Annotated in this window: 21 protein-coding genes and 1 pseudogene; 14 read left to right on the top strand and 8 right to left on the bottom strand. The window is 71.3% G+C overall.

Features of this window, described 5'->3' with window-relative positions; all coding sequences use genetic code 11:
* Window positions 1-5: 5 nt before the first annotated feature.
* Entirely contained in the window at window positions 6-1,271 is a 1,266-nt protein-coding gene (locus tag Leucomu_RS03185; protein WP_128386319.1) for a CaiB/BaiF CoA transferase family protein, read from the bottom strand.
* Between the two features lie 83 nt (window positions 1,272-1,354).
* Between Leucomu_RS03185 and Leucomu_RS03180 the strand changes: the two genes are divergently transcribed.
* Window positions 1,355-2,890: a PucR family transcriptional regulator gene (locus Leucomu_RS03180; protein WP_128386318.1), complete on the top strand. Its 1,536-nt coding sequence runs from the start codon at window positions 1,355-1,357 to the stop codon at window positions 2,888-2,890.
* A gap of 2 nt (window positions 2,891-2,892) precedes the next feature.
* Here the strand turns inward: Leucomu_RS03180 and Leucomu_RS03175 are convergent, their stop codons facing one another.
* The 4 genes from Leucomu_RS03175 to Leucomu_RS03160 all read right to left on the bottom strand — a co-directional run bounded on the left by Leucomu_RS03175 (window position 2,893) and on the right by Leucomu_RS03160 (window position 5,723).
* Window positions 2,893-3,075, bottom strand: coding sequence for a hypothetical protein (locus Leucomu_RS03175; RefSeq protein ID WP_128386317.1), 183 nt, complete (start codon window positions 3,073-3,075; stop codon window positions 2,893-2,895).
* 114 nt (window positions 3,076-3,189) lie between these two features.
* Window positions 3,190-4,110 (bottom strand): LysR family transcriptional regulator, encoded by a 921-nt coding sequence (locus Leucomu_RS03170; protein ID WP_164884502.1) that lies wholly within the window; start codon window positions 4,108-4,110, stop codon window positions 3,190-3,192.
* Between the two features lie 90 nt (window positions 4,111-4,200).
* The gene (locus Leucomu_RS03165) at window positions 4,201-4,521 is read right to left on the bottom strand and encodes a glutaredoxin domain-containing protein (protein WP_128386315.1); all 321 of its coding nucleotides are present in this window, start codon (window positions 4,519-4,521) and stop codon (window positions 4,201-4,203) included.
* Between the two features lie 5 nt (window positions 4,522-4,526).
* Window positions 4,527-5,723 (bottom strand): MalY/PatB family protein, encoded by a 1,197-nt coding sequence (locus tag Leucomu_RS03160; RefSeq protein WP_128386314.1) that lies wholly within the window; start codon window positions 5,721-5,723, stop codon window positions 4,527-4,529.
* 418 nt (window positions 5,724-6,141) lie between these two features.
* On the opposite strand from Leucomu_RS03160, the gene Leucomu_RS15675 reads away from it, so the two are divergent.
* The 6 genes from Leucomu_RS15675 to Leucomu_RS03135 are packed head-to-tail and all read left to right on the top strand — an operon-like array spanning window position 6,142 to window position 12,415.
* On the top strand, window positions 6,142-6,792 hold the full coding sequence (locus tag Leucomu_RS15675; protein ID WP_267128441.1) for an ABC transporter substrate-binding protein: 651 nt from the start codon (window positions 6,142-6,144) through the stop codon (window positions 6,790-6,792).
* Complete coding sequence (locus Leucomu_RS15670; protein WP_267128440.1) at window positions 6,768-7,766, top strand: ABC transporter substrate-binding protein; 999 nt, start codon at window positions 6,768-6,770, stop codon at window positions 7,764-7,766. The genes Leucomu_RS15675 and Leucomu_RS15670 overlap by 25 nt, the downstream gene beginning before the upstream one ends.
* Before the next feature lie 56 nt (window positions 7,767-7,822).
* Window positions 7,823-8,812, top strand: coding sequence for an ABC transporter permease (locus tag Leucomu_RS03150; protein WP_128386313.1), 990 nt, complete (start codon window positions 7,823-7,825; stop codon window positions 8,810-8,812).
* Window positions 8,809-9,675, top strand: coding sequence for an ABC transporter permease (locus tag Leucomu_RS03145; RefSeq protein ID WP_128386312.1), 867 nt, complete (start codon window positions 8,809-8,811; stop codon window positions 9,673-9,675). The genes Leucomu_RS03150 and Leucomu_RS03145 overlap by 4 nt, the downstream gene beginning before the upstream one ends.
* A complete protein-coding gene (locus tag Leucomu_RS03140) occupies window positions 9,672-11,270 on the top strand; it encodes an ATP-binding cassette domain-containing protein (RefSeq protein ID WP_128386311.1) in 1,599 nt (532 codons plus the stop codon). Before Leucomu_RS03145 ends, Leucomu_RS03140 begins: the two co-directional genes overlap by 4 nt.
* Window positions 11,267-12,415 carry a peptidase C39 family protein gene (locus tag Leucomu_RS03135; protein ID WP_128386310.1) on the top strand — a complete coding sequence of 383 codons (1,149 nt, stop codon included), beginning with the start codon at window positions 11,267-11,269 and terminating at the stop codon, window positions 12,413-12,415. The genes Leucomu_RS03140 and Leucomu_RS03135 overlap by 4 nt, the downstream gene beginning before the upstream one ends.
* A 34-nt stretch (window positions 12,416-12,449) precedes the next feature.
* Here Leucomu_RS03135 and Leucomu_RS03130 read toward each other — a convergent pair whose 3' ends face one another.
* From Leucomu_RS03130 to Leucomu_RS03120, 3 genes and pseudogenes are all read right to left on the bottom strand, one after another.
* Window positions 12,450-13,064 carry a hypothetical protein gene (locus Leucomu_RS03130; RefSeq protein ID WP_128386309.1) on the bottom strand — a complete coding sequence of 205 codons (615 nt, stop codon included), beginning with the start codon at window positions 13,062-13,064 and terminating at the stop codon, window positions 12,450-12,452.
* A 26-nt stretch (window positions 13,065-13,090) separates the two neighbouring features.
* Window positions 13,091-13,607 (bottom strand): annotated as a pseudogene (locus Leucomu_RS03125) (amino-acid N-acetyltransferase).
* 131 nt (window positions 13,608-13,738) lie between these two features.
* Entirely contained in the window at window positions 13,739-16,264 is a 2,526-nt protein-coding gene (locus Leucomu_RS03120; protein ID WP_128386308.1) for an ATP-dependent Clp protease ATP-binding subunit, read from the bottom strand.
* A 214-nt stretch (window positions 16,265-16,478) separates the two neighbouring features.
* Between Leucomu_RS03120 and Leucomu_RS03115 the strand changes: the two genes are divergently transcribed.
* From Leucomu_RS03115 to Leucomu_RS03085, 7 genes are all read left to right on the top strand, one after another.
* Window positions 16,479-17,093, top strand: a complete 615-nt coding sequence (locus tag Leucomu_RS03115) for a DUF2975 domain-containing protein (RefSeq protein WP_128386307.1) — start codon at window positions 16,479-16,481, stop codon at window positions 17,091-17,093.
* Complete coding sequence (locus Leucomu_RS03110) at window positions 17,090-17,332, top strand: helix-turn-helix domain-containing protein (RefSeq protein ID WP_128386306.1); 243 nt, start codon at window positions 17,090-17,092, stop codon at window positions 17,330-17,332. Before Leucomu_RS03115 ends, Leucomu_RS03110 begins: the two co-directional genes overlap by 4 nt.
* A gap of 88 nt (window positions 17,333-17,420) precedes the next feature.
* On the top strand, window positions 17,421-18,284 hold the full coding sequence (locus tag Leucomu_RS03105) for a MurR/RpiR family transcriptional regulator (RefSeq protein WP_228407239.1): 864 nt from the start codon (window positions 17,421-17,423) through the stop codon (window positions 18,282-18,284).
* Window positions 18,285-18,449: 165 nt separating this feature from the next.
* Complete coding sequence (locus tag Leucomu_RS03100) at window positions 18,450-19,208, top strand: tyrosine-protein phosphatase (protein ID WP_128386304.1); 759 nt, start codon at window positions 18,450-18,452, stop codon at window positions 19,206-19,208.
* Window positions 19,205-20,029, top strand: a complete 825-nt coding sequence (locus tag Leucomu_RS03095; protein ID WP_128386303.1) for a metallophosphoesterase — start codon at window positions 19,205-19,207, stop codon at window positions 20,027-20,029. Before Leucomu_RS03100 ends, Leucomu_RS03095 begins: the two co-directional genes overlap by 4 nt.
* Window positions 20,019-21,044 carry an ABC transporter substrate-binding protein gene (locus Leucomu_RS03090; protein WP_128386302.1) on the top strand — a complete coding sequence of 342 codons (1,026 nt, stop codon included), beginning with the start codon at window positions 20,019-20,021 and terminating at the stop codon, window positions 21,042-21,044. The genes Leucomu_RS03095 and Leucomu_RS03090 overlap by 11 nt, the downstream gene beginning before the upstream one ends.
* Window positions 21,028-22,704 (top strand): ABC transporter permease, encoded by a 1,677-nt coding sequence (locus Leucomu_RS03085; protein WP_194294578.1) that lies wholly within the window; start codon window positions 21,028-21,030, stop codon window positions 22,702-22,704. The genes Leucomu_RS03090 and Leucomu_RS03085 overlap by 17 nt, the downstream gene beginning before the upstream one ends.
* The last annotated feature ends 2 nt before the right edge of the window (window positions 22,705-22,706 follow it).

Here is a 22,706-nt window from a genome sequence, read left to right as displayed (position 1 = left end):
CGGGCCTAGCGCGGCAGCCAGTCGGCGCTCTGGTGCTCGCCCACTGCGGGCGGCGGGGTCTCGTAGCGGGCGGGGGTGTCGGAGAGCTGGATCGGCGTGGCGACGGAGCGCAGCACGTGCTGCTCGCCGTCAGGGCCGGTCGCGACGGTCTCGGCGACGGGGTCGAGGCCGAGCGAGTCGGCGAGTTCGAGCGCCTGGGCGATGCTGTTCACGCGCCCGGCCGGGATGTTCGCGGCGGTGAAGGCCTCGATCCACTCGGCGGCGGGGCGGGTGCGCAGGGGCGCCTCGAGCGCGGTTCGCAGCTCGGCGCGGTGCGCGACCCGCTCGGGGTTGCTCGCGTAGCGCGGGTCGGCGGCGAGCTCGGGGACGCCGAGCACGTCGCAGAGGCGGGCGAACTGACCGTCGGTGCCGACCGCGAGGGCGATGGCCTGGTCGGCGGCGTCGAGGGTCTCGTAGGGCGAGATCGAGGGGTGGGCGTTGCCCATGCGCCCGGGTGAGACGCCGGTCTCGAGGGTCGATGAGGCCTGGTTGGCGAGAGCCGAGAGCAGCGAGCCGAGCAGGGTGACCTTGACGTGCTGGCCGCGGCCGGTGCCCGGATGGTCGGCCGCGCCGTCGCGGGCGCGCAGGGCGGCCTGGATGCCGATGACCGAGTTGAGGCCGGTGAGGATGTCGACGAGCGCGACGCCCACCTTGGTGGGCTCGCCGCCGGTCTCGTCGCTCTGGCCGGTGATGCTCATGAGCCCGCCGACGGCCTGCACGAGCAGGTCGTAACCCGGCAGGTCGCGCCCGGCCGCGTCTCCGAAGCCCGAGATCGAGCAGTAGACCACTCCGGGGTTCTCGGCTGAGACGGCATCGTAGCCGAGGCCGAACTTCTCCATGGTGCCGGGTTTGAAGTTCTCGATGACCACGTCGGCCGTGCGGGCGAGCTCGGTGGCGCGGGCGATGCCCTCGGGATCGCGCAGGTCGCACACCACCGAGCGCTTGCCGCGGTTGACGCCCGCGAAGTAGGTGCTCTGCCCGACGGCGTTGACGGGGGGCCGCCACTGTCGGGTGCCGTCGCCCTCGGGGCTCTCGATCTTGATGACGTCGGCGCCGAGGTCGGCGAGGATCATGGTCGCGTGCGGGCCGGCGAGCACGCGGGAGAAGTCTGCGACGCGGATCCCGGCGAGGGCTCCGCGGGGGCCGCCCTCGGCCGCGGACCCCTGCGGTGCAGCGGCTGCGCCGGCGGGGTCTCCGCTCTGGATCGGTTCGGTGCGCGTATCGTCGTTCACATCGCCAGTCTATGGATCGGAGCCCCGGGGCTCGCCGCATCCTTGCATAGCCTTCGCGCTCTCCCTTGTGCAAGAATCGCCCCATGGCGACCCTCTCCCAGCTGCTCGCGATGCCCGACCTGGGCCTGCGGCTCATCCAGGCGGGCCCCGGCGATCCCGAGATCAGCTGGAGCTCCATCACCGAGCTGCTCGACCTCAGCAGCTATCTCGAGGGCGGCGAGATCATCATGACCACGGGGCTCGCGCTGGCGCCCGACGATCCCCGCTGGCGCGACTTCGTGGCGAGCCTCAGCCGGGCGCAGGTCGCGGCGATCGGCTTCGGCATCGGCGTCAATCACGACCGCGTGCCGCAGCCTCTCATCGCTGCGGCGAGCATGTACCGCGTCGCACTCTTCGAGATCCCCCTCCCCGTGCCCTTCATCGCCGTGAGCAAGGCCATCGCCGCGCTCATCCGGGCCGACGAGCTGCGCGCCGCTCGCGGAGCGCTGCAGGCTCAGCAGCGGCTGCTCGACGGCGCCAGGGGCGGCCAGCGCCCCGCCGAGGTGCTCGCGAGCGTCGCGCAGGCCACCGGCAGACAGCTCGCACTCGTCGCCTCCGACGGCGCGGTGCTCGCGGCGACCGCCGGATTCGCCGCGGCGAACGAATCCGGGGGCACCGAGCACATCGCGCTCGACCGGGAGTCGTCGCTGCGACTCGCGGTCGCCGGGGACTCGCCCCTCACCCCGGAGGGGCACGCCGTCATCGCAGCCGGCTCGATGGTGCTGAGCCTGAGCCTGCGCGGCGACAGCGCCGAGGAGACCCGCGAGCGCGAGCGCTGGGAGCGGCTCACGTCGACGCTGCTCGAGGGTACCGGGTCGCCGTCGTCCGTCGCGATCCTCGCACCCTCGCTCGAGCTGCCGTCGCGCGTGCGCGCGATCGCGGTGCAGGGACGAGCCGAAGACGTCGCCGCCTGGCGCCGGCGGCCCCGCAGCGGCCTCGACCGGCTCATCAGCCCCGCCGCCGGGCACACCGGCGCACCCGGGCTCGCGCTCGCCTGGCAGCTCTGCACCGACTCCGAGATCGCCCTCGAGCAGTCCCTCGCCGTCGCGGCGAGCCACGACCTCGACGCGGTCGTCGGCCGCCCCGCGCGCCTCGGCGAGATCCCGCTGAGCCGCCGATCCGCCGCCGCCCGCCTGCGCGCGCTCTCCACCACCGCCCCCCTCTACACGGCGCCGCGGGTGCCGCAGACGCTGTGGGCCGATCGCGACACGCCGCTGCTCGAGGCGTTGCTGGGCATGGGCGGCGCGGGTCCGGCAGCGCTCCCCTCAGCGGAGGCCTCCGGGCTGCCAGCCGGCGCGATCGATCCTCGGCGCGTGCTGAGCGTGCGCGTACTCGGCCCGCTCTCGCTCCACGATCCGCAGCTCGGCGAGGCCGACCGCGGGCTGCTGCGCGAGACGCTGCGCGCCGTCTTCGAGGCCGACGGTCAGCGGGGGCCGGCGGCCGCGGCGCTCGGCATCCATCGCAACACGCTGCGCGATCGCCTCGCACGCATCGAGCGCCTCACGGCGCGCTCACTCGCCGACGCCGACGACCGCGCCGAGCTGTGGCTGGCGCTTCGGCTCGAGAACATGGAGGGGTAACCTCACAGGGCCGCTTCGGCCTCCGGCCCGCCCGCCGCCTCGTGGGGCTCGTGGAGCGCGTGCAGCGCGCCTCGGACATCGCCGTGCAGGAAGTCGTCGACGAGCTCGTCGACGGCGACGGCTTCGTCGGTGCCCTGCGGGATCTCCACCCGAATGCCGGTCTCAGAAACCCTTTTCTTGTCCATGCCTCACGATAACCCCATTTCATCCGGTTCTGCAGCACCGTTCACCGAATCGTGAGAAGCCGCGCCGCGCTGCATCGCGCGCACCGACCCCGGCGCCCCGGGCAGCGGGGCCCCTCACCCTCCGGCGTCGTCGTCCCCCAGCACCGGGTCGAGCACTCGCCCGGCGGCCCACCGAAGGGAGTCGACGACGTCGAGCACCTCGGCGCGGCTCTCTCCCTTGGCCATCAGAATGGTGAGCTGCCTCCCGTCCCGCTCACCGAGCCCGTAGGCCCGTATGCCCGGGTGCCGATAGCTGATGAGACTGAGCCGCGGCACCACCGAGACCCCCATGTCACGAGCGACCAGCTCCTGCACCACCATGTAGTCGTCGGTGGCGTGCCTGATGTCCGGGGCGACCCCCTCCCGTTCCGCGATCCGCAGGAAATGCTGGCGGCAGCTCGGGCATCCGGCCACCCACTTGTCGCGGGAGTGCGCGGCAAGACGACGAGAAGCGTGCGCGGCACCAGAGCCTCGCCGCTGCGACACGATGAGCTGAAGCGGATCCCAGCCGGCCGACAGCGCATCGAACTCGCCGTATCGGTCGATCGGCTCCTCCTCGTCGTACCGGAACACGAGCGCGATGTCCGCCGCCCCGCGCCGGAGCAGCTCGGGCACCGCGCACGGCTCCTGCTGCTCGAGTTCGAGCGATACCTCTCCACTGCCCGGACGAGCGCTGAGCTCGGACATCGCGGGCGCGACGATGCTCGTGCACGCTGAGGGGAACGCGACGACGCGAACGGTGCGCGTACCGCCGTCGATGAGATCCTCGACCTCGCGCGCGGCCCGCGCGAGGTGCCCGTCGATGATCTCGGCGTGGTGCAGCAGCCGCTTCCCCGCCTCGGTCAGCTGGATCCCCTTCACCGTGCGGATGACCAGCGCGACCCGCAGGCTCTCCTCGAGCCGGCTCACCTGCCCGCTGAGGGCGGGCTGGGTCCAGCCGAGAGCCCGCGCAGCACCCGCGAACGACCCGTGCTCGGCCACCGCACGGAAGGACATCAACGCTCGGGGATCGATCTCCGAGCTCATGCGGACCCCCGGTGCGCGCTGCGGGCCGACCGGTCCCGAGCCGAGACGATCCCCTCCATGTCACACGCCGTCCTCGAGAAGCGCGAGGTGCGCGACCACCTCCGCGGGCGCCGGGTTCACCAGCGCGGAGCCGTCCGAGAAGAGCAGCGTGGGGATGAGCCAGTCGCCTCCGTTGGCCTCGATCGCGATGCGTTCCGCCTCCGGATCCTCCTCGATGAGCACCTCTCGGAACGGCACCCCCGTGCGCGAGAGTGCGGCCTTCAGCCTGGAGCAGTGGCCGCACCACACCGCTGAGAACACCGTCACGGCCCCGACTTCAGGCAGGTACGGGGCGACCCGCGTCCGCTCCACGTGCTCCGCTCCCGCCTCGCTCCGCTCCACGGTTGTCAGCCTACCCCGTGCAATCCGGCGGCTCCATGGCCGGGCCCGTCCGCCTCCGCCGCCCGCGCCGCCTCCGCGGCCCCGATGAGACGTTCCATCGCGGCGCGCACACGGGGACGCGGAAGCGCCGCATTGAACCGCACGAATCCTGCTCCGGCGCTGCCGCAGTCCGCTCCGTCCGTCACGCGGATCCGGGTGGCGTCGTACACGGCGCGAGCGGCCGAGACGTCGTCGCGCAGCAATCCGCTGTCTCGCAGGTCGAGCCAGAGCAGGTAGGTGGCCTCGGGTGCGATCACCCTGATGCCGGTCCGTTCTGCGGACGCGTGCAGCGCGGCCACCGCCTCCCGCAGCGTCTCGCGCAGATCCTCGACGATCTCGTCGAGCCACGCGCGTCCCCCGGCATAGGCGGCCTCGGTGGCGATCACGCCGAGCACCGAGGTGGCGTGCTCGTGCCAGTGCGCCACGCGCCGCCAGTGCCGCAGATGATCGGGATTCGTGAACACGAGCTGGCCGCACTTGGTGCCCGGGATGTTGAACGCCTTCGACGCCGAGGTCGCCGTGATCGTGTGCGCGGCGGCGCGATGCGAGCGAGCCGCGTAGACGACGTGGGGCCGCTCCCCGAGCACGAGGGGGGCGTGTATCTCGTCGGCGAACACGAGCCCGTCGAACTCGGCGACGATGCACTCGATCTCGCGCAGGTCCTCCTCCGCAGCGACTTTGCCGATCGGATTGTGAGGATTGCAGAGCACGAGAAGTCGGGCTCCGCCGGCGAACGCCGCGCGGATCCCGGCGAAGTCGTATCGCCAGTGCGCGCCGTCCTCGATCATCGGCACTTCGATCGCGGGGCGGTTGATGCTCTGCGGCACCGAGAGGAACGGCATGTATCCCGGCGTGGGCACGATGACGGGCACGCCCTCGGGAACGAAGTGGGTGAGGATCGCGCGGAACCCGGTGACCAGGTCCGGAACGGGGCGGATCGTCTCGGCCGCCGGGCGCCACCCGTACGAGGCGGCGAGCCAATCGCCCACCGCGCCCTGCATCCGCAGGATCTCCTCGTCGCCCAGGTACCCCACGGGGCCCAGTTCGAGTGCGGTTCGGAGCGCAGCCGTGACGGCCGGCGGATGCTCGAACTCCATCTCAGCGAGCGAGCGGCCGATATCCCCGAGGATCGTCTCCTCATGCTGGTCCGCCGTGAACGGCATGCGCTCTCCGTTCCCTTCCGAGTGTGCACCGCGCGGCGCTCAGCCGCGGTGTCCAGCTCATCGTATGCGGCGCGGGAACGTCGCAGCTGTTCGATTCGGCTGGGGTGCTCTGCGTTTTCATTGGGGGGCGATGAGAGCAGAAGCGCCCCTGTCCAATGCGGTCTCCGGAGCCGGCGCCGCGCCGGGATCCCTTCCCTCGCGCGAGGACCCCGGGCTCCGGCCGGGATCCCCGGCGCCGATCATGGGGATCGCCGCTGCAGCACTCCGTAACAGAGCCGTTCTTCCCCGCCCCGGCTGTACTACGCTTGCGGCAACGGCCGCGGCTCGAGCAGCGGTCCTGAGACGGCTCTCTGCGACGCCCGCTCCGCCGCGCGCCGAGCTGCAGGCCGTCACCGCAGAACACGCGAAGGAGCGACCCATGCAGATCACCACTCCCCGGTTCCGGAAGAAGCTCCTGCTGGGCGCCGCAGCCGCACTCGCCGCCTCGCTCGCACTCGTCGGCTGCGCCGGCGGCGATGCACAGCCCTCGGAGTCCCCCGATGTCACGCTCGTCGATACCGGCGAGGAGATCGACCAGGTCACCGTGGCCTTCCCCGGCTCACTCGCGAATCTCTACATCGGCCAGGAGAGCGGCATCCTCAACTACAACCTCGCTGCGACGGTTCAGGAGGGTCTCGTCGGGCAGGACGCCGACGGTCAGATCGTGCCTGCGCTCGCCGAGACCTGGGAGACCCCCGACGAGCTCACCTACGTCTTCACCCTCCGCGAGGACGCCAAGTTCCAGAACGGCGACCCCGTCACTCCGGCGGACGTCATCTTCAGCATCGAGCGCGCCCAGGACGCGGAAGCCTCACCCGGCATCTCGTTCTACCTCGCGAACATCGACTCCGTTCAGCAGACCGGCGACAACGAGATCACGATCAGCACGCAGACGCCGGACGCGACTTTCCTGGTGAACCTGTCGAACGCGGGGCCCTGGTCGTCACGCAGCAGGCCTTCTGGGAGCAGCACGAGGGCAGCATCGGCACGAGCAGTTCCCTGCTCATGGGCACCGGCCCCTACCGGGTGACCGAGTTCCAGCCCGACTCCCACGTGCTGCTCGAGCGCGTGGACACGTGGTGGGGCGGCATCCCCAAGGCGAAGTCGATCCGTGTCAACTTCATCCCTGACGCCAGCACCCGCCTGGCCGCGGCGCAGGGAGGCGACATCGACATCGCGTTCAACGTGCCGATCAACCAGGCCGACGAGTGGCTCAAGCTCGACGACATGCGCGTCGAGTCGATGAACGACCTCTCCTACCTCGGTCTGCTGTTCGATCAGAATGTGGAGCCCTTCGACGACATCGACGTGCGCACCGCGATCGCGCAGAGCATCGACCGAGACGTCATCGCCGAGAAGCTGTTGCGCGGCTACGGCGAGCCGGCCTCCGCGATCATGACCCCCGAGTCGCTCGTCGCGGCCTACGACGGCGACGCGGCGCGGGAGGCCCTCGCGAGCATCCCGCAGCACGAGTTCGATCTCGAAGCCGCGAAGAAGCTCATCTCGGGAACCGAGGCCGAGGGCCTCGAGACCGAGCTCACCTACCCGAACACCGGCCCCCAGATCGGCATCGCCGCACAGGCGATCGCCGAGAATCTCGGGGAGATCGGGATCGACGTCTCGGTGCGAGAAGTACCGATCGAGGAGTGGCTCGCGACGATCGGGGACGGGGAGCACGGCCTCGGATTCATGTGGTACTTCTCGACCACCGGCGACCCGGCCGAGGTGAACAGCTATCTCGTCGGCCCCGCCAACCCGAACGGTTTCGACAGCGACGAGGCCGCGACTCTCATCTCCGAGGCCAACGCGCTCACCGACCCCGTCGAACGTGCCGAGAAGCTGCTCGAACTCGAGACGCTGAACGCGGAGGAGGTCGTCAACGCCCCGATCTGGTGGGGCAAGTCGGTGACGGCCTTCTCCAATGAGATCGGCGTGCGCGACTACAGCCCCTTCACCTTCACCGGTGTCTGGGGGGCGCAGCTCTTCGCAGCCGAAGCCGAGTAGACGAGGACAGAGGGGTTCGGGGCGCCTCGCCGCCCCGGAGTCGGAAAGGTGGTGTTGTGACCGATCGGATCAGACGGCGGCGCAGGCCGGGCGAGCGCCTCGCCGGCATGCTGGCCCTCAGGATCGCGAGCGTGCTCGTCATCCTCCTCGTGATCTCGTTCCTGACCTTCGCACTGCTCTATCTCGCGCCTGGCGACATCGTGAAGAATCTGCTCGGCAACCGCCCGGTCTCCCCGGAGACGGTGGCGACGATCAGCGCTCAGTACCGGCTCGACGATCCGTTCATCACCCGCTACCTCGACTGGCTGCTCTCGGCCGTGCGCGGCGACTTCGGCACGTCGATACGCCTGCAGCAGCCGGTCCTCGAGGTCATCGCGAGCCGCATCGAGGTGACCGGCCTCCTCATCGGTCTCTCGTTCCTGTTCGCCCTCGTCACCGCGATCCCCCTCGGCATCCTCAGCGCTGCCCGCAGCGGTACCGCTCTCGACCGTGCGGCGAGCGCGGCCTCCCTGCTCGGGCTCTCGGCGCCCAGCTTCGCGCTCGCGATCCTCGCGATCACGCTGTTCGCGATCCTCGTGCCCGTCTTCCCCGCATACGGCCCCGGCACCGGCGGCCTCGATCGGCTCTGGCACCTCATCCTGCCGTCCGCGGTGCTGGCGATGGGGATCGGCGCGATCCTCATGCGGATGACCCGCGCAGCGGTGCTGCGCGAACTCGAGAGCGACGCCGTGGTCTTCGCGAGGTCCCGCGGCATCTCCGAGAACCGGATCCGCCGAATCGCGCTCCGCAGCGCCCTCATCCCGATCGTGACGAGCGCGGGCCTCATCCTCACGTTCATCATCGGCGGCACCATCATCGTGGAGACGGTGTTCGCGCTGCCGGGCATCGGGCAACTGCTCCAGCAGGCCGTGCTGTTCAAGGACTTCCCCGTGGTGCAGGCCATCACCCTGCTCGTCGCAGCCGCGATCGCGGTGATCACGATCCTCGTCGACCTGAGCTACCTGCTGCTCGATCCGCGCGTTCGCACTCGGGAGCTGACATCATGAGCATGCGCACCCCGCAGATCTCCCTCACCGACAGTGTGCGCTCGACGCCGCGACGCCCCCGTAGCTGGAGCACGATCCTCTCCGCCGTCCTGCTGATGCTCGCCGCCGCCACGGCCGCGATCTCTCCACTGCTGACCGGACCCGCCTCGAAGCAGAGCATCCTCGACGCGCTGCTCCCGCCCGGCTCTCCGGGGCACTTCCTCGGCACCGACGAGCTCGGCCGCGACGTGCTGCTCCTCACGCTCGCCGGCACGGGGTCGGCGCTGGCCGGCCCGCTCGTCATCGCCACGGGATCGATGGTCGCGGCGATCCTCATCGGCACGCTCGCCGGGTACCTCCGCGGCCCGATCGACTGGACGACGGGGCGCCTCGTCGACATCCTGCTCTCGCTGCCGGTCATGCTGGTCGCCCTCGTGGTCGCGGGAATCTTCGGCGCCGGCTACTGGGTGACCGTCGCGATGCTCATCGCGCTCTTCGCACCCTCCGATATCCGCATCATCCGAGCCGGCGTGATCGAGCAGGCGCCGCGCCCCTATGTCGAGGCGGCCCAGATGCTGTCGCTCTCGCCGGCGCGCATCATGTACCGTCACATCGTGCCGAACATCTGGCCCCTCATCATGACCAATTTCATGCTCAACCTCGCCATCGCGCTCGTGACGCTCTCGTCCCTGTCGTTCCTGGGCATCGGGGTCGCGCCCGGCACCGCGGACTGGGGCAGGCAGATCACCGACGGGCGCGGGATCGTCGGAGACAATCCCGCGATGATGGTCGCCCCCGCGATCCTCATCGTGGCGGTCGCGATGGCGATCAACGTGCTCGGGGACCACCTCGGGGACCGCCTGCGCGAACGGGGGATCCAGTGAACGGGGCTGCGGGCTCGGGCGTGCGCGTCTCAGAGCTGGAGGTGGCGAGCTCCACCCGGCGAATCGTGGCGCCACTCGATCTGCAGGTCGCGCCGGGCGAGACGCTCGCCATCATCGGCGAATCGGGATCGGGCAAGTCGCTGACGGCGCGTGCCATCACGGGCCTGCTGCCGCGCGGGATCAGGGCGACGGGGCGGGTCGCCATAGACGGTTTCGACTACGACGTCGCCGCGGCGTCCGCCGACACCTGGCGGCAGGTGCGCGGGCGTCGAGCGGTCCTACTGCTGCAGGATCCCTTCACGAGTCTCAGCCCAGTGATGCGGTGCGGGCAGCAGATCGCCCTGACCGTCGAAGCTCGGCTGAGGGCTGAAGGAGCCGCCCCCGATCGCGAGCGTCTGCGCGCGGAGGTCGAGCGGCGGCTCGCCGAGGTGCAGCTGCCGTCGCGCGTCGCCCGTCAGTACCCCTCGGAGCTCTCCGGCGGGATGCGGCAGCGCGTCGCCGTAGCGGCAGCACTCGCGGCCGAACCCGAGCTGCTCATCGCCGACGAACCGACCACGGCGCTCGACGCGAGCACGCAGGGGGAGGTCCTCGATCTGCTGCGCTCCCTGCAGGAGACCCGCAGCATGAGCCTGATCCTCATCAGCCACGACCTCGGGGTGGTCGAGGGTCGCGCCGACGGGATTCTGGTCATGCGCGACGGCGAGGTCGTCGAGCGCGGCGAGATCGAGCGGGTGATCCGCGATCCGCAGCACGAGTACACGCGCGCCCTGATCGCTGCCAATCCCTCCCTCGGCGATGCGGCCCCGCCCCGATCGCTCTCCGCGGCGCCGGTGCTCACCGCGACCGGCATCTCGAAGTACTTCGGCGCGACATCGGCGCTGACGAACGCCGACATCGACGTCGCGCCCGGCGAGGTCCTCGCGATCGTGGGCGAATCGGGTTCGGGCAAGTCGACGCTCGCGCGCTCCATCGCGGGCCTCGAGATTCCCGACAGCGGCGAGGTGACACTGCGCGGCAGGCCGCTTCCTCCGGGGCGCCGAGGCCGGCGCCCCGACGAGATCCAGATCGTGTTCCAGGATCCGTACTCCACGCTCAACCCCTCGTTCACGATCGGGCAGACGCTCGAGGAGGCCGTCCGCGCTGGATCCAGGCGCGACCGCACCGCGGCCGAGCTGCTCGAGCTCGTCGAGCTCGAACCCGGCTTCGCGACCCGGCGCCCCTCGCAGCTGTCGGGCGGCCAGCGGCAACGCGTCGCCATCGCGCGGGCCCTCGCCCCGAACCCCGAGGTGCTGATCTGCGACGAGAGCGTGTCCGCCCTCGACGTCTCGGTGCAAGCCCAGATCCTCGCCCTCCTCACCCGGCTGCGCGACGAGCTCGGGCTCGCGATCCTCTTCATCACTCACGATTTCGGCGTGGTGGGACGCATCGCCGACCGCGTCGTCGTGATGCGCGGCGGTGAGATCGTCGAGCGCGGCGCCACCGAGCGGGTGCTGCGGGATCCGCAGCACGATTACACCCGCATGCTCGTGGCGGCGGCCCGTCACGACAGCATGCGTGCACCCGACGATCCCCGGCACCCGGAAGGACTGCGATGAACGCCGACGACCACACCAGCCACTCGATCGAGACCCGCATCGGCGCCGAGCTCCCCTCGTCGCTGCGCGCGGGGCTCCCTCAGGCCAGGCTCGCTCTGTGGGAGGTCGAGCGCGAACTCTGGGCGCCCCGCACACTCCTCTGGACGGATGCCGACGGCAGCGTGCTCGGCGCCGCGCTCACCGCCGGGCGCCCGTTCACCGCCTACCGCAAGATCGTCGATGTCGTGGCCGCCTCGGAGCAGGTGTGGCGCGAGCTCGTGGACGCCGCGCGCTTCGATGCACCGCCCGTCGGCGAGACGCGACCGCAACCGGTTGTCGTGCACTTCGAGGAGCAGCGCGCTCTCGCGCCGCTCACGGACGGCCAGCGCGAGACGCTCTCCGCGCTGGGATTCACCGCGGCGCCGAAGCCCGTCCCGTCGGTGCCCAGCACGCGCACGGGAGACGCCGCGGAGGTGGTCGCCTGGTCGCACTGGCTCGGCGAGCGCCCCTCGCGCCTCGCCCCCTACTACGGGCAGACCACAGAGGTCACGTGCGGAGCGGTCTCGTCGCTCATGGCCCTCGAATCGCGCGGACGCAACGGTTTCAGCCCGAGCGATCTCTCGGCGAACCGCACCGCGGAGATCTCCTTCTGGCGCCGCATCACGAATCTCCCGGCCTGCGAGCCGGTCGGTCTGGCCGTTGAGACGGCCGAGACCGGGGTGCTCCCCGAGCTGCCACGAGTCGTGCTCAGCACGACGGAACCGGTGCTGCTCGAAGAATTCGAGAACGACGCCGACCGAGTGCTGCGCATCGACCTGCAGCACCAGGCGCTGCGTCGAGCCGAGGAGCTGGGGCTGCCGATCGAGCGCCGCTGGATCGAGGTCGAGGAGATCGCCCGGCTCGTGCGCGACGGCGCGCAGGTGCTCCTGCTCATCGATCTCACCGAGCTCATCGCCGACCCCACGCCCCACTGGGTGCTGGCCGCCGACATCGTCCACGACAGCGACGACAACGACGTGATCATCCTCTCGGATCCCTGGATCCACTATCCGAACGGAGAGACCTGGGTCGACACCTACGCGCTGCCGCTCCCGCTGCCCTCCGTGGACCGGGTGACCCGCTGGGGTGCTCCGGCGTACCGGGGCGTCGTGGTCCTCCCCGCTTGAGCCGCCCGCGCCGCCCGCGCCGAAGCGGCCGTCCCTAGTAGAGCAGGAACTGCGCCGTGCCCGCGCCCTGCGCGCCCGCCGCGGCGACGCTCAGGTGGTAGGAGGCGCCTCCGGCCGCGACGGGGTCCCGTGTGATCTCGCAGGTCTCGGGGCTGGATCGCGTGCGGTCCCACGCCACGGACTCGGTCTCGAGCGGGGCGCCGGGGTCGAGGATCACCGCGAGGTGCTCGGGGTTCTGCTGGCAGTCGATCGAGCGCCACACCTGGTCGTCGCCGCTCGTCACGGCGAACTCCATGCCCGCGGTGCCGAGGTCGGCGGAGCAGGCCTCCTGACCGGTGTTCTCGACCGTCAGCGCGAACTGCGGCAGCTCGCCCTCGGCGTAGTCGGTCTTGTCGGTGATCGGTGCGACCTGCAGCTGCGCGGGATTGCACGCCGGCACGTCATCGTCGGCGTCGTCGGCCTCGGCCGCCGCCAGGTCGCTCGGAACCTCGACCTCTCGGGCGTCCTGCGCGCTGCCGCTCGAGCCCGGCTTCACGAACACGAGCACGACGACGGCGATGACGGCCAGCAGACCCGCGAGCACGAGGATGCGACGCCGGATGTAGACCTTCCGGTCCTTCGGACCCACCGGGTTGCGCAGCGTCGACATAGCGTCAGCGTAACCGCGAAACGGCGTCAGAGCCGCTTCAGCATGCGCGTGTTGCCCAGTGTGTTGGGTTTCACGCGCGCGAGATCGAGGAACTCGGCCACGCCCTCGTCGCTCGAGCGCAGCAGCTCGGCGTAGACATCGGCCGCGACCAGCTCGGCGTTCTCGCTCACCTCTTCGAAGCCGTGCCGCCCGAAGAAGGCGGTCTCGAACGTCAGGCAGAACAGCTGGGCGAGGCCGAGTTCGCGGGCGCGCAGTTCGAGCCTCGAGCAGCCGGTGGCCGACGCCGCGCCCGAGCCAGTCTTCGGACACCCCGAGCGTGCGCACCTCGCCGAGCCGCTCCCACATCACGTGCACCGCGCCGTAGCCGATGACCCGGTCCGCGTCATCGGTCGCCACCAGGAACTCGGGCACGGCGGCGTACAGGTCGACCAGGTCCTTGCCCAGCAGGATTCGTCGCACCACGAGCGGCTCCATCAGCGCGACGATGCGCGGCACGTCATCGGTGCGCGCGCTGCGGATGCGGATCTCTGCGGGCTCGGTCATCCCACCAGCTTAGAGGGAGCGCCCCCTCGCGACGGCACACCTCACGGTGCGAATGCCGCGACGCCCCGCCCCGGAACGCGTGAAGGGCCCGCTGCGGAGGCAGCGGGCCCTTCACGGGTGCGACGAGAGGACTACTCGGCGGTGCCGGGCGTCGCGGCTGTCGAAGCCACCGCCGCGGCCGACGACGCCGACGCGTCTCCGTGCGCCTTCTCGGAGTTGCGGTCGGTCTCGAACGTGAACTCGCCGTCTTCGAAGCCGACCTTCACGAGGTCGCCGGCCAGCAGCTCCGCACCGAGGATGCGCTCGGAGAGGCGGTCCTCGATCTCTCGCTGCATCGCGCGGCGCAGCGGCCGCGCGCCGAGTGTCGGGTCGTAGCCGATCTCGGCGAGGCGCTCTCGGGCCGCCGGGGCGACCTCGATGTGCATGTCGCGGTCGAGCAGGCGATCCTTCAGCTGCTTCACGAAGAGGTCGACGATCTGCAGCAGCTCGGCCTTGGTGAGCTGCGGGAACACGATCGTGTCGTCGACGCGGTTCAGGAACTCGGGCTTGAAGTGCTTCTTCAGCTCCTCGTTGACCTTGCCCTTCATCATGTCGTAGCCGACCGACGTGTCGCCCTCGATCTGGAAGCCGACCGGGCCGCCCGCGATCGCGCTCGACCCCAGGTTGGTCGTCATGATGATGACCGTGTTCTTGAAGTCGATGACCCGGCCCTGGCCGTCGGTGAGGCGACCCTCCTCGAGGATCTGCAGCAGCGAGTTGAAGATGTCGGGGTGGGCCTTCTCGATCTCGTCGAAGAGCACGACCGAGAACGGCCGGCGGCGCACCTTCTCGGTGAGCTGGCCGCCCTCCTCGAAGCCGACGAAGCCGGGAGGGGCGCCGAACAGGCGCGACACGGTGTGCTTCTCGCCGTACTCCGACATGTCGAGCGAGATCAGCGCGTCCTCGTCGTCGAACAGGAACTCGGCGAGCGCCTTGGCGAGCTCGGTCTTGCCGACGCCGGTGGGGCCGGCGAAGATGAACGAGCCCGAGGGGCGCTTCGGATCCTTGAGACCCGCGCGCTGGCGGCGGATCGTCTTCGCGAGCGCCGAGATGGCCTCGTTCTGACCGATGACGCGCTGGTGGAGGGCCTCCTCCATGAAGCGCAGCCGGGAGGTCTCCTCCTCGGTGAGCTTGAACACGGGGATGCCGGTGGCCTGCGCGAGCACCTCGGCGATCAGGCCCTCGTCGACCTCGGCCTGGGTGGCCACGTCGCCCGAGCGCCACTGCTTCTCGAGCCGCAGCCGCTCGGCGATGAGCTTCTTCTCCTCGTCGCGCTTGTTCGCGGCGGCCTCGAAGTCCTGCGCCTCGATCGCCTGCTCCTTGTCGGCGCGCACGACCGCGATCTTCTCGTCGAACTCGCGCAGCTCCGGCGGGCTCGACAGGATCGAGAGGCGCAGGCGGGCCCCCGCCTCGTCGATCAGGTCGATCGCCTTGTCCGGCAGGTAGCGATCCTGCACGTAGCGGTCGGCGAGGTTCACCGCGGCGACGATCGCGCCGTCGGTGATCGACACCTTGTGGTGCGCCTCGTAGCGGTCGCGCAGGCCCTTCAGGATGTTGATCGAGTGCGGCAGCGAGGGCTCGTTCACCATGATCGACTGGAAGCGGCGCTCGAGCGCCGCGTCCTTCTCGAAGTGCTTGCGGAACTCGTCGAGCGTGGTCGCGCCGACCGTCTGCAGCTCGCCGCGGGCCAGCATCGGCTTGAGGATGTTGGCCGCGTCGATCGCGCCCTCGGCGGCGCCGGCGCCCACGAGGGTGTGGATCTCGTCGATGAAGATGATGATGTCGCCGCGGTTGCGGATCTCCTTGGTGACCTTCTTCAGGCGCTCCTCGAAGTCGCCGCGGTACCGGCTACCCGCGATCATCGACCCCAGGTCGAGCATGTAGACCTGCTTGTCCTTCAGCGTCTCGGGCACCTCGCCCTTGACGATCGCCTGCGCGAGGCCCTCGACGACGGCGGTCTTGCCGACGCCGGGCTCGCCGATCAGCACGGGGTTGTTCTTCGAGCGGCGCGAGAGGATCTGCATGACCCGCTCGACCTCCTTCTCGCGGCCGATCACCGGATCGAGCTTGCCCTCGCGGGCGGCCTGGGTGAGGTTGCGGCCGAACTGGTCGAGCACCTGCGAACCCTTGGCATCGCTCTGCTGCTCGGGTGCGCCCACGGTCGCGCTCTCCTTGCCGGCCTGGTAGCCGGAGAGCAGCTGGATCACGGTCTGGCGCACGCGGTTGAGATCGGCGCCGAGCTTCACGAGCACCTGGGCGGCGAGCCCCTCGCCCTCGCGGATGAGGCCGAGCAGGATGTGCTCCGTGCCGATGTAGTTGTGGCCGAGCTGCAGCGCCTCGCGCAGGCTCAGCTCGAGCACCTTCTTGGCCCGCGGCGTGAAGGGGATGTGCCCCTGTGGCGGCTGCTGGCCGGTGCCGATGATGTCGGTCACCTGCGCGCGCACGGCGTCGAGCGAGATCTCGAGCTGCTCGAGCGCTTTGGCTGCGACGCCCTCCCCCTCGTGGATGAGACCGAGCAGGATGTGCTCCGTGCCGATGTAGTTGTGGTTGAGCATCTTCGCCTCTTCCTGGGCGAGCACAACCACCCGGCGGGCGCGATCGGTGAATCTCTCGAACATCAATAACCTCCTGGGCTCGGGGTCGCGTCGTCGGTGCGCTCCCGGCCGATGCATCCAGGCTACGCGGTGATGAGGGTCTGCGGTGCCCTGTTCGATCTGGGCGTAATAGGCCGTGGACGGGCCCCGTCCGAGGGCGCATCGGCTTGACAGATCGAGCGCCACCGCCCAAACTTATCGAAAAGCGATAATATCGACTATCGATAAAGGAGAGATCATGTCCACCCCCGCACCCGCCCCCGGTCCGTCCCGCGGCGACCGCGCCGGCCTCTGGGCCTTCGTCGGCGCCGGCGCCGCGATCACCGTCGCCACCGCGGTGTTCGCCGTCATGCGGATCGTCGAGCTGCTGAGCCCGGATCCCACCCCGGTCGAGGTGCGCTTCACGGGTCTGCCGGTCGAGGTGCCGGCCGGTTCCGGCGCGCTTCCCGCCGAGCTCGAGGCGGCCACGATCCGCGTCACCGACATGCCCGTCGCGTCGCTCGCGGCGGGCGTCGCCGCGCCGGTGATCACCGCGCTCGTCACGGCCACCGTCTCGGCCTGCCTGATCGCGCTGGCGATCTCGGTGCTGCGCGGCACCATCTTCAGCAGGCGCAACACGAGGCTCGTCAGCGTCGCCGGGATCGTCGGCCTGGTCGGCTACGCGGCCTCCGAGCTCTGCCGCACGATGCTCGCGAACGGCGCCCTGGCCTGGGCCACCGATCGGCAGGTCGACAACATCGTGTTCGGCGTCGCACCGGCCCCCTACGTTCTGGCAGCGTTCGTGATCGCGCTCGTGAGCACGGTCTTCGTGGTGGGCGAGCGCCTGCAGCGCGAGACCGAGGGGCTCGTATGAGCCCCGCCGAAGCCGGCGAGACGCACGCGATCCACTGCCGGCTCGACGAACTCCTGGCCGCGCGGGGCATGACCCTCACCGAGCTCAGCGAGCGGGTGGGGGTCAGCCTCGTCAATCTCTCGGTGCTCAAGAACGATCGGGCTCGCGCGATCCGCTTCTCGACTCTCACCGCCATCTGCCGCGCGCTCGACTGCGAGGTCGGCGAGCTGCTCGTGATCGGCGGAGCCGCGCGGGCCTGAGCCCCGCCCCATCCGGCCCGCGGGCGGCGCGGGCTCCCGTCCGGCGGCGCTTCACCCGGCCGACACCTGGGTGCACTACCCTGTGCGCATGTCGTCGCACCCTGGACCGCCCGCCGTCGAGACCGGCGCGAGCTCGACGCTCGCGCGCATCAGGGCCTACGCCCCCTCGCTCGGGCCGAGCGAGGGAGCGGTCGCGAGGGCCGTGCTCGACCGTGCGTCCGAGGTGCCGCAGTGGTCGACGCAGCAGCTCGCGACGGCATCCGGCACCTCGGCGGCGACCGTGATCCGCGCCTGCCAGCGGCTCGGGTTCACGGGGTTCCAGCATCTGCGTCTCGAGTTGGCGCGCGAGGGCGCCCCCGCCGACGCGGCCTCGGGCGACGGCGTCAGCCGCGTGTTCGAGAGCGCCCGCGAGGCCCTGCTGCTCGGCCGGAACGCGGTCGACCGGGAGGCGCTCGCCGCGGCCGCCGCCCTCGTCGCCGCAGCGGGGCGCGTGTTCTTCACCGCCAACGGCTTCTCGGCGCCGCCGCTGCAGGACGCGGCCATGCGCTTCGCGACCATCGGCCGCGCAGTCGAGGCGCCGATCGACATCCTCGCCCAGCAGTTCGCGGCGCACACCCTGGGCCCGGGCGACGTCTGCCTGGCACTCAGCCACTCCGGCGCGAACACCCACACGCTCGCGACCTGCCGGGCGGCGAAGCAGCGCGGCGCGACCGTGATCGCGCTGTGCAGCTACACCCGCGCCCCGATCCCCGAGCTCGCCGACGCGGTGGTCTCGACGGGAGCGGTGGGGCCCCAGCACTCCGTCGACCCCTTCTTCGTGCGCCTCAACCACTCCGTGCTGCTGCACGCGCTGCTCACGGCGGTCGCCGACCGCCTCGACGGCGCGGCGGCCACCGACTCGCAGGCGATGCGCTCGGTCGTCGCCCGAGCCCTCGCCGACACGGGCGAGTAGCCGCGGGGCCCACCCCGCCGCCGCTCACCCGCTTCGCCGACTCTTCGCGCGGGGTTCCCCCACCGTTCACCCTCCGGCCACCCGACGCCTCGATAGTGGTGATGTAACGCGTTCCAGAGATTCTGGAACGAGGCGGAACACCCGCCGCATCACCCGAGGAGCCCCGTGTTCGAATTCCCGCTCGACGGCAGCTACAACGCTCGCGGCATCGGCGACGAGACCGCTCCCTGGCTCGTGCGATCCGCCACTCTCGACGATCTCTCGACCGAAGGCGAACGCGCGCTGCGCGAGCGCGGCGTCGACCTCGTGATCGACCTGCGCGAGGCCTCGGAGCATCGCGCCCGCCGACACTCCCTCGCCGTGCGCTCGCTCCCCCTCTACGGCGAGCGCCCTCCGGCGAGCGGCACTCTCGAAACGATCTACCGAGGCCTGATCCGCGACCGGGCGCCGCAACTCACCGCCGCGGTGATCGCGATCGCCGAGCACCCCGGCACCGCGATCGTGCACTGCACGGCGGGCAAGGATCGCACCGGCCTCGTCGTCGCACTCGCCAGGCTCGCGGCCGGCGAACCGCGCGACGACGTGATCGACGACTACAGCCGATCCGGGATCTCGGTGCGTCCCGCCCGCCGGGCGCTCGTCGCCGAGCAGCTCGACGCGCTCGGCCTCACGGCCGGATCCCGCGCCGACGCGGAGCGGCTGCACCTCGACAGCCCCGCCGAAGCCCTCGCGGCCGCCCTCGATCTCGTCGAACGGCAGGGCGGCGCGAGCGCCTACCTGGTGCGCCACGGCGCCCGCTTCGAGCACCTCACCGCGCTGGGGCGCCGGGCGTCGGAGGCAGCGGCGGCCAGGGCCCTCCCGACCGCCTCGGCCCTCCCCACCGCCTCGGCGCGGTTCGCGGCCGATCCGGAGCCCGCGCGATGAGCTCGGCGACCGGGCGCTTCACCGTGCTGCACATCAGCGACGTGCACGCCACCGAGGAAGGGCTGCTCTACGGCACCGTCGACGGCGTCGGCCGGCTCGAGCGCGTGGGCGAGTACGCGCACTCGGTGGGCATGACGCCCGAGGCGGTCGTCGTCACCGGTGATCTCGTGCAGCGCGGCCACCCCGGCGCGTACCGGTCGGTGTCCCGGGCCTGCGCCCGACTGGCCGAGATCGTGGGCGCCCCCGTCTTCACCGTGCTCGGCAACCACGACGACCCGGTCGCCGCCGCCGCGCTCCCCGGTCACGGCGAACGCCACTACGGCGTCGAGCACGTCGAGGGCTACCGCATCGTGCGCCTCGACTCGAGCACGGGCTCGCTCGGCCCGGCACAGCTGGCCTGGCTCGCCGACGCGCTGCGCGAGCCGCACGAAGCCGGCAGCATCATCGCGCTGCACCACGCTCCGGTCGAGTCGCCGCTCCCCTCACTCAGCAAGCAGGGCCTCGCAGACGCGCCCGAGCTGCTGAGCGTGCTCGAGGGATCCGACACCCGCGCGATCCTCGCCGGCCACTTCCACCACTCGCTCGCCGCCTCGCTCGGCGGCATCCCCGTGTTCGTGGGCCCCTCGCTCGCCTACCACCAGGTGATGGACGCCGGGCCGGACACCGTCGCGGGCCACGACGCCCCCATGTTCTCGCTCGTGCAGTTCACAGCCCACGGCGTGAGCGCCGCGGCGATCGGCCTCCAGTCGCCGCAACCCATCTTCTCCCGACCCCTCACCCACCGCTCAGCACCCCCAGAGAAAGCAGATCATGTCTCGTAACCGTTCCCTCGGCGCCGTCGCGGCGCTCTCCCTCTCAGCACTCGCGCTCACCGCATGCTCGGCGCCGGCCGCCGACGCCTCCCCCGACGCCGCCGAGACGGAGGCCGCGAGCCTCACCCTCTACACCTCCGAACCCCAGGAGAAGATCGACGAGCTCATCGCCGCCTTCACCGAGCAGCACCCCGAGATCGACGTCGAGGTGTTCCGCGCCGGCACCGGCGACCTCACGGCCCGCATCGCCGCGGAGGAGAAGGCCGGCGACATCGGCGCCGACCTGCTGCTCGCCGCCGACGCCCCCACCTTCGAGGACTACGCCGAGCGCGACCTGCTGCTCGAGTACGAATCGCCCGAGGCCGCGAGCATCCAGCAGGATCTCATCGATCCCGAGCACTTCTACGTGGGCACGCGCCTGCTGCCGACCGTCATCGCGATCAACACGAACACGATCGCCGACGCGCCGACCTCGTGGAACGATCTCACCGACCCGGCCTACGCCGGCAAGATCGCCATGCCCAACCCCGACGTCTCGGGCGCGGCGGCCTACAACGCGGCCGTCTGGCTCGACGAGCCGAAGCTCGGCCTGAGCTGGCTCGAAGGCCTCGCCGCGAACCGCCCCCTGATCGCCGAGAGCAACGGCCCCGTGTCGCAGGCGGTCGCCGAGGGCAGCAGCCCCGTGGGCATCGTGGTCGACTCGCTCGTGCGCGACCTCGCCGCCGCGGGTTCGCCGATCGAGGCCGTCTACCCCGAGGAGGGCGTGCCATTCGTCTCGCAGCCCGTCGGGATCTTCGCCGACACCGAGCAGCCCGAGGCCGCGAAGCTGCTCGTCGACTTCCTGATCAGCAAGCAGGGCCAGGAGATCGCCGTCGCCCAGTCCTACCTGCCGATCCGCGACGACGTGCAGAGCCCCGAGGGCGCGCCCGAGATCTCGGACATCGTGCTGCTGAACCCCGAGCTCGAGAAGATCCGCGCCACCCAGGCCGCCGCGGTCGAGACCTTCAATAGCCTCTTCCAGTAGCCTGCTCGCCCCCGCGGGACCGGCCGTCGCCGGTCGGCCCCGCGGGGGCGCCGCGCGCCTCGACGGCCTCGGCGCCGTTCGCGGCGCGCTGTGGGTCGCGGTCGGCGCCCTCGTGCTGCTGCCGATCGCGGCGATCGTGGCGCTCGCCGCGACGGGCGGCGGATGGACCCAGCTCGCCGACCCCGCCGTGCTCGACGCGGCGGTGAACTCGCTCGTCTCGGCAGCCCTGTCCGGGGCGCTCGCCGTGGTCGTCGGCACCTCCCTCGCCCTGCTGCTCGAGCGCACCGACCTGCCGGGTCGCCGGGCGCTGCGCCTGCTCGCCCTGAGCCCGCTGCTCATGCCGCCGTTCGTCGGCGCGATCGCGTGGCTGAGCCTGCTCGGACCGAGTTCGCCGGTCAACGCGTGGTGGTCGGCCCGCTTCGGCGCCCCGCTCTGGAACCTCTACGGCGGCGACGGCGTCGTCTTCCTGCTCGCGGTGCACGGCTATCCCGTCGCCATGATGATCGTCACCGCGGCGCTGCGGCGCGTGCCGGCCGACCTCGAGCAGGCGGCGCGGATCGCGGGCTCCTCCGCCGGGCGCGCGATGACGGCGATCACGCTGCCGCTGCTGCGCCCCGCCATGCTGTCGTCGTTCACGCTCATCGCCGTCTCGAACCTCGCCGACTTCGGCATCCCCTCGATCATCGGCCTGCCCGAGCGCTACGTCACCCTGTCGACCCTCGTCTACCGCTACCTCCAGTCGGGCACGGTCGACGACCCGCTCGCGGTGGTCGCCGCGATCGGCTTCGTGCTGCTGGTGATCGCACTGCTCGGCGTGGTGGTCGATCTGCTCCGCTCGCGCACGCGCGTCGAGCTCGACGGTCAGGCCGCGGCGCCGGATCGGCTGCCGCTCGGCCGGGCGCGCATCCCGGTGGGGATCGCGGCCTCAGCGCTCGTGCTCGCGATCACCGTGCTGCCCCTCGTCACCCTGACCGCCCAGTCCCTGCTGCCCGCTCCCGGTGTGCCGTTCACGCCCGAGAACATCACCCTCGCGAGCTTCGAACGCGCCCTGACGGCGTCGGGCACGCTCACGGGCATCGGCAACTCGGTGATGCTCGCCGTCTCGGCGGCGGTCGTCTGCGGGCTGCTCGGGCTCGCGATCGGCACGCTCGTCACCCGCACGCGGGCCCGCGACAACGCCGGGCTGCTGGGGCTCGCGCTGCTGCCGCAGGCGATCCCCGGCCTCGTCATCGCGGTCGCCTGGCTGGTGATCGCCCCGAGCATCGGGCTCTACAACACGCCGTGGATCATCCTCTGCGCCTACCTCACCTCGTTCCTCGCGCTGGTCGTGCAGTCGGTGAGCGCCCCGCTCGCCGCGACGCCCGGCACCGCCGAGGAGGCCGCGCGGGTCGCCGGCGCCTCGCGGCTGCGGGCGCTGTGGGACATCTCGTGCCGCATGGCGGTACCCGCCGCACTGTCGGGGGCGGTGCTCGTCGCGCTCACCGCGGTGCGCGAACTCACCCTCTCGGTGCTGCTGCTCTCACCCGGCTCGCAGACCCTCGGCGTGGTCATCTTCAACCTGCAGCAGGCCGGCGCCTACAACGCCTCGTCCGCCCTCTCGCTCATCGTCGCGCTCGTCGGCCTCGCCGGCCTCGGCCTCACGGCGCGCAGCTCACGTTAGGA

Origin of the sequence: Leucobacter muris, from assembly GCF_004028235.1 — a bacterium.
GTDB classification, from domain to species: Bacteria; Actinomycetota; Actinomycetes; order Actinomycetales; family Microbacteriaceae; genus Leucobacter; species Leucobacter muris.
Note: the sequence above shows the minus strand (reverse complement) of the source record. Positions and strands in the feature narration are given on the sequence as shown.

Bases quoted from the DNA above. Each gene is read 5' to 3' on its own strand.
- Leucomu_RS03180 (WP_128386318.1), top strand. From the start codon at position 1,355: ATGGCGACCCTCTCCCAGCTGCTCGCGATGCCCGACCTGGGCCTGCGG.
- Leucomu_RS03175 (WP_128386317.1), bottom strand. From the start codon at position 3,075: ATGGACAAGAAAAGGGTTTCTGAGACCGGCATTCGGGTGGAGATCCCG.
- Leucomu_RS03170 (WP_164884502.1), bottom strand. From the start codon at position 4,110: ATGTCCTTCCGTGCGGTGGCCGAGCACGGGTCGTTCGCGGGTGCTGCG.
- Leucomu_RS03160 (WP_128386314.1), bottom strand. From the start codon at position 5,723: ATGCCGTTCACGGCGGACCAGCATGAGGAGACGATCCTCGGGGATATC.
- Leucomu_RS15675 (WP_267128441.1), top strand. From the start codon at position 6,142: ATGCAGATCACCACTCCCCGGTTCCGGAAGAAGCTCCTGCTGGGCGCC.
- Leucomu_RS15670 (WP_267128440.1), top strand. From the start codon at position 6,768: ATGGGCACCGGCCCCTACCGGGTGACCGAGTTCCAGCCCGACTCCCAC.
- Leucomu_RS03145 (WP_128386312.1), top strand. From the start codon at position 8,809: ATGAGCATGCGCACCCCGCAGATCTCCCTCACCGACAGTGTGCGCTCG.
- Leucomu_RS03135 (WP_128386310.1), top strand. From the start codon at position 11,267: ATGAACGCCGACGACCACACCAGCCACTCGATCGAGACCCGCATCGGC.
- Leucomu_RS03130 (WP_128386309.1), bottom strand. From the start codon at position 13,064: ATGTCGACGCTGCGCAACCCGGTGGGTCCGAAGGACCGGAAGGTCTAC.
- Leucomu_RS03120 (WP_128386308.1), bottom strand. From the start codon at position 16,264: ATGTTCGAGAGATTCACCGATCGCGCCCGCCGGGTGGTTGTGCTCGCC.
- Leucomu_RS03115 (WP_128386307.1), top strand. From the start codon at position 16,479: ATGTCCACCCCCGCACCCGCCCCCGGTCCGTCCCGCGGCGACCGCGCC.
- Leucomu_RS03110 (WP_128386306.1), top strand. From the start codon at position 17,090: ATGAGCCCCGCCGAAGCCGGCGAGACGCACGCGATCCACTGCCGGCTC.
- Leucomu_RS03105 (WP_228407239.1), top strand. From the start codon at position 17,421: ATGTCGTCGCACCCTGGACCGCCCGCCGTCGAGACCGGCGCGAGCTCG.
- Leucomu_RS03095 (WP_128386303.1), top strand. From the start codon at position 19,205: ATGAGCTCGGCGACCGGGCGCTTCACCGTGCTGCACATCAGCGACGTG.
- Leucomu_RS03090 (WP_128386302.1), top strand. From the start codon at position 20,019: ATGTCTCGTAACCGTTCCCTCGGCGCCGTCGCGGCGCTCTCCCTCTCA.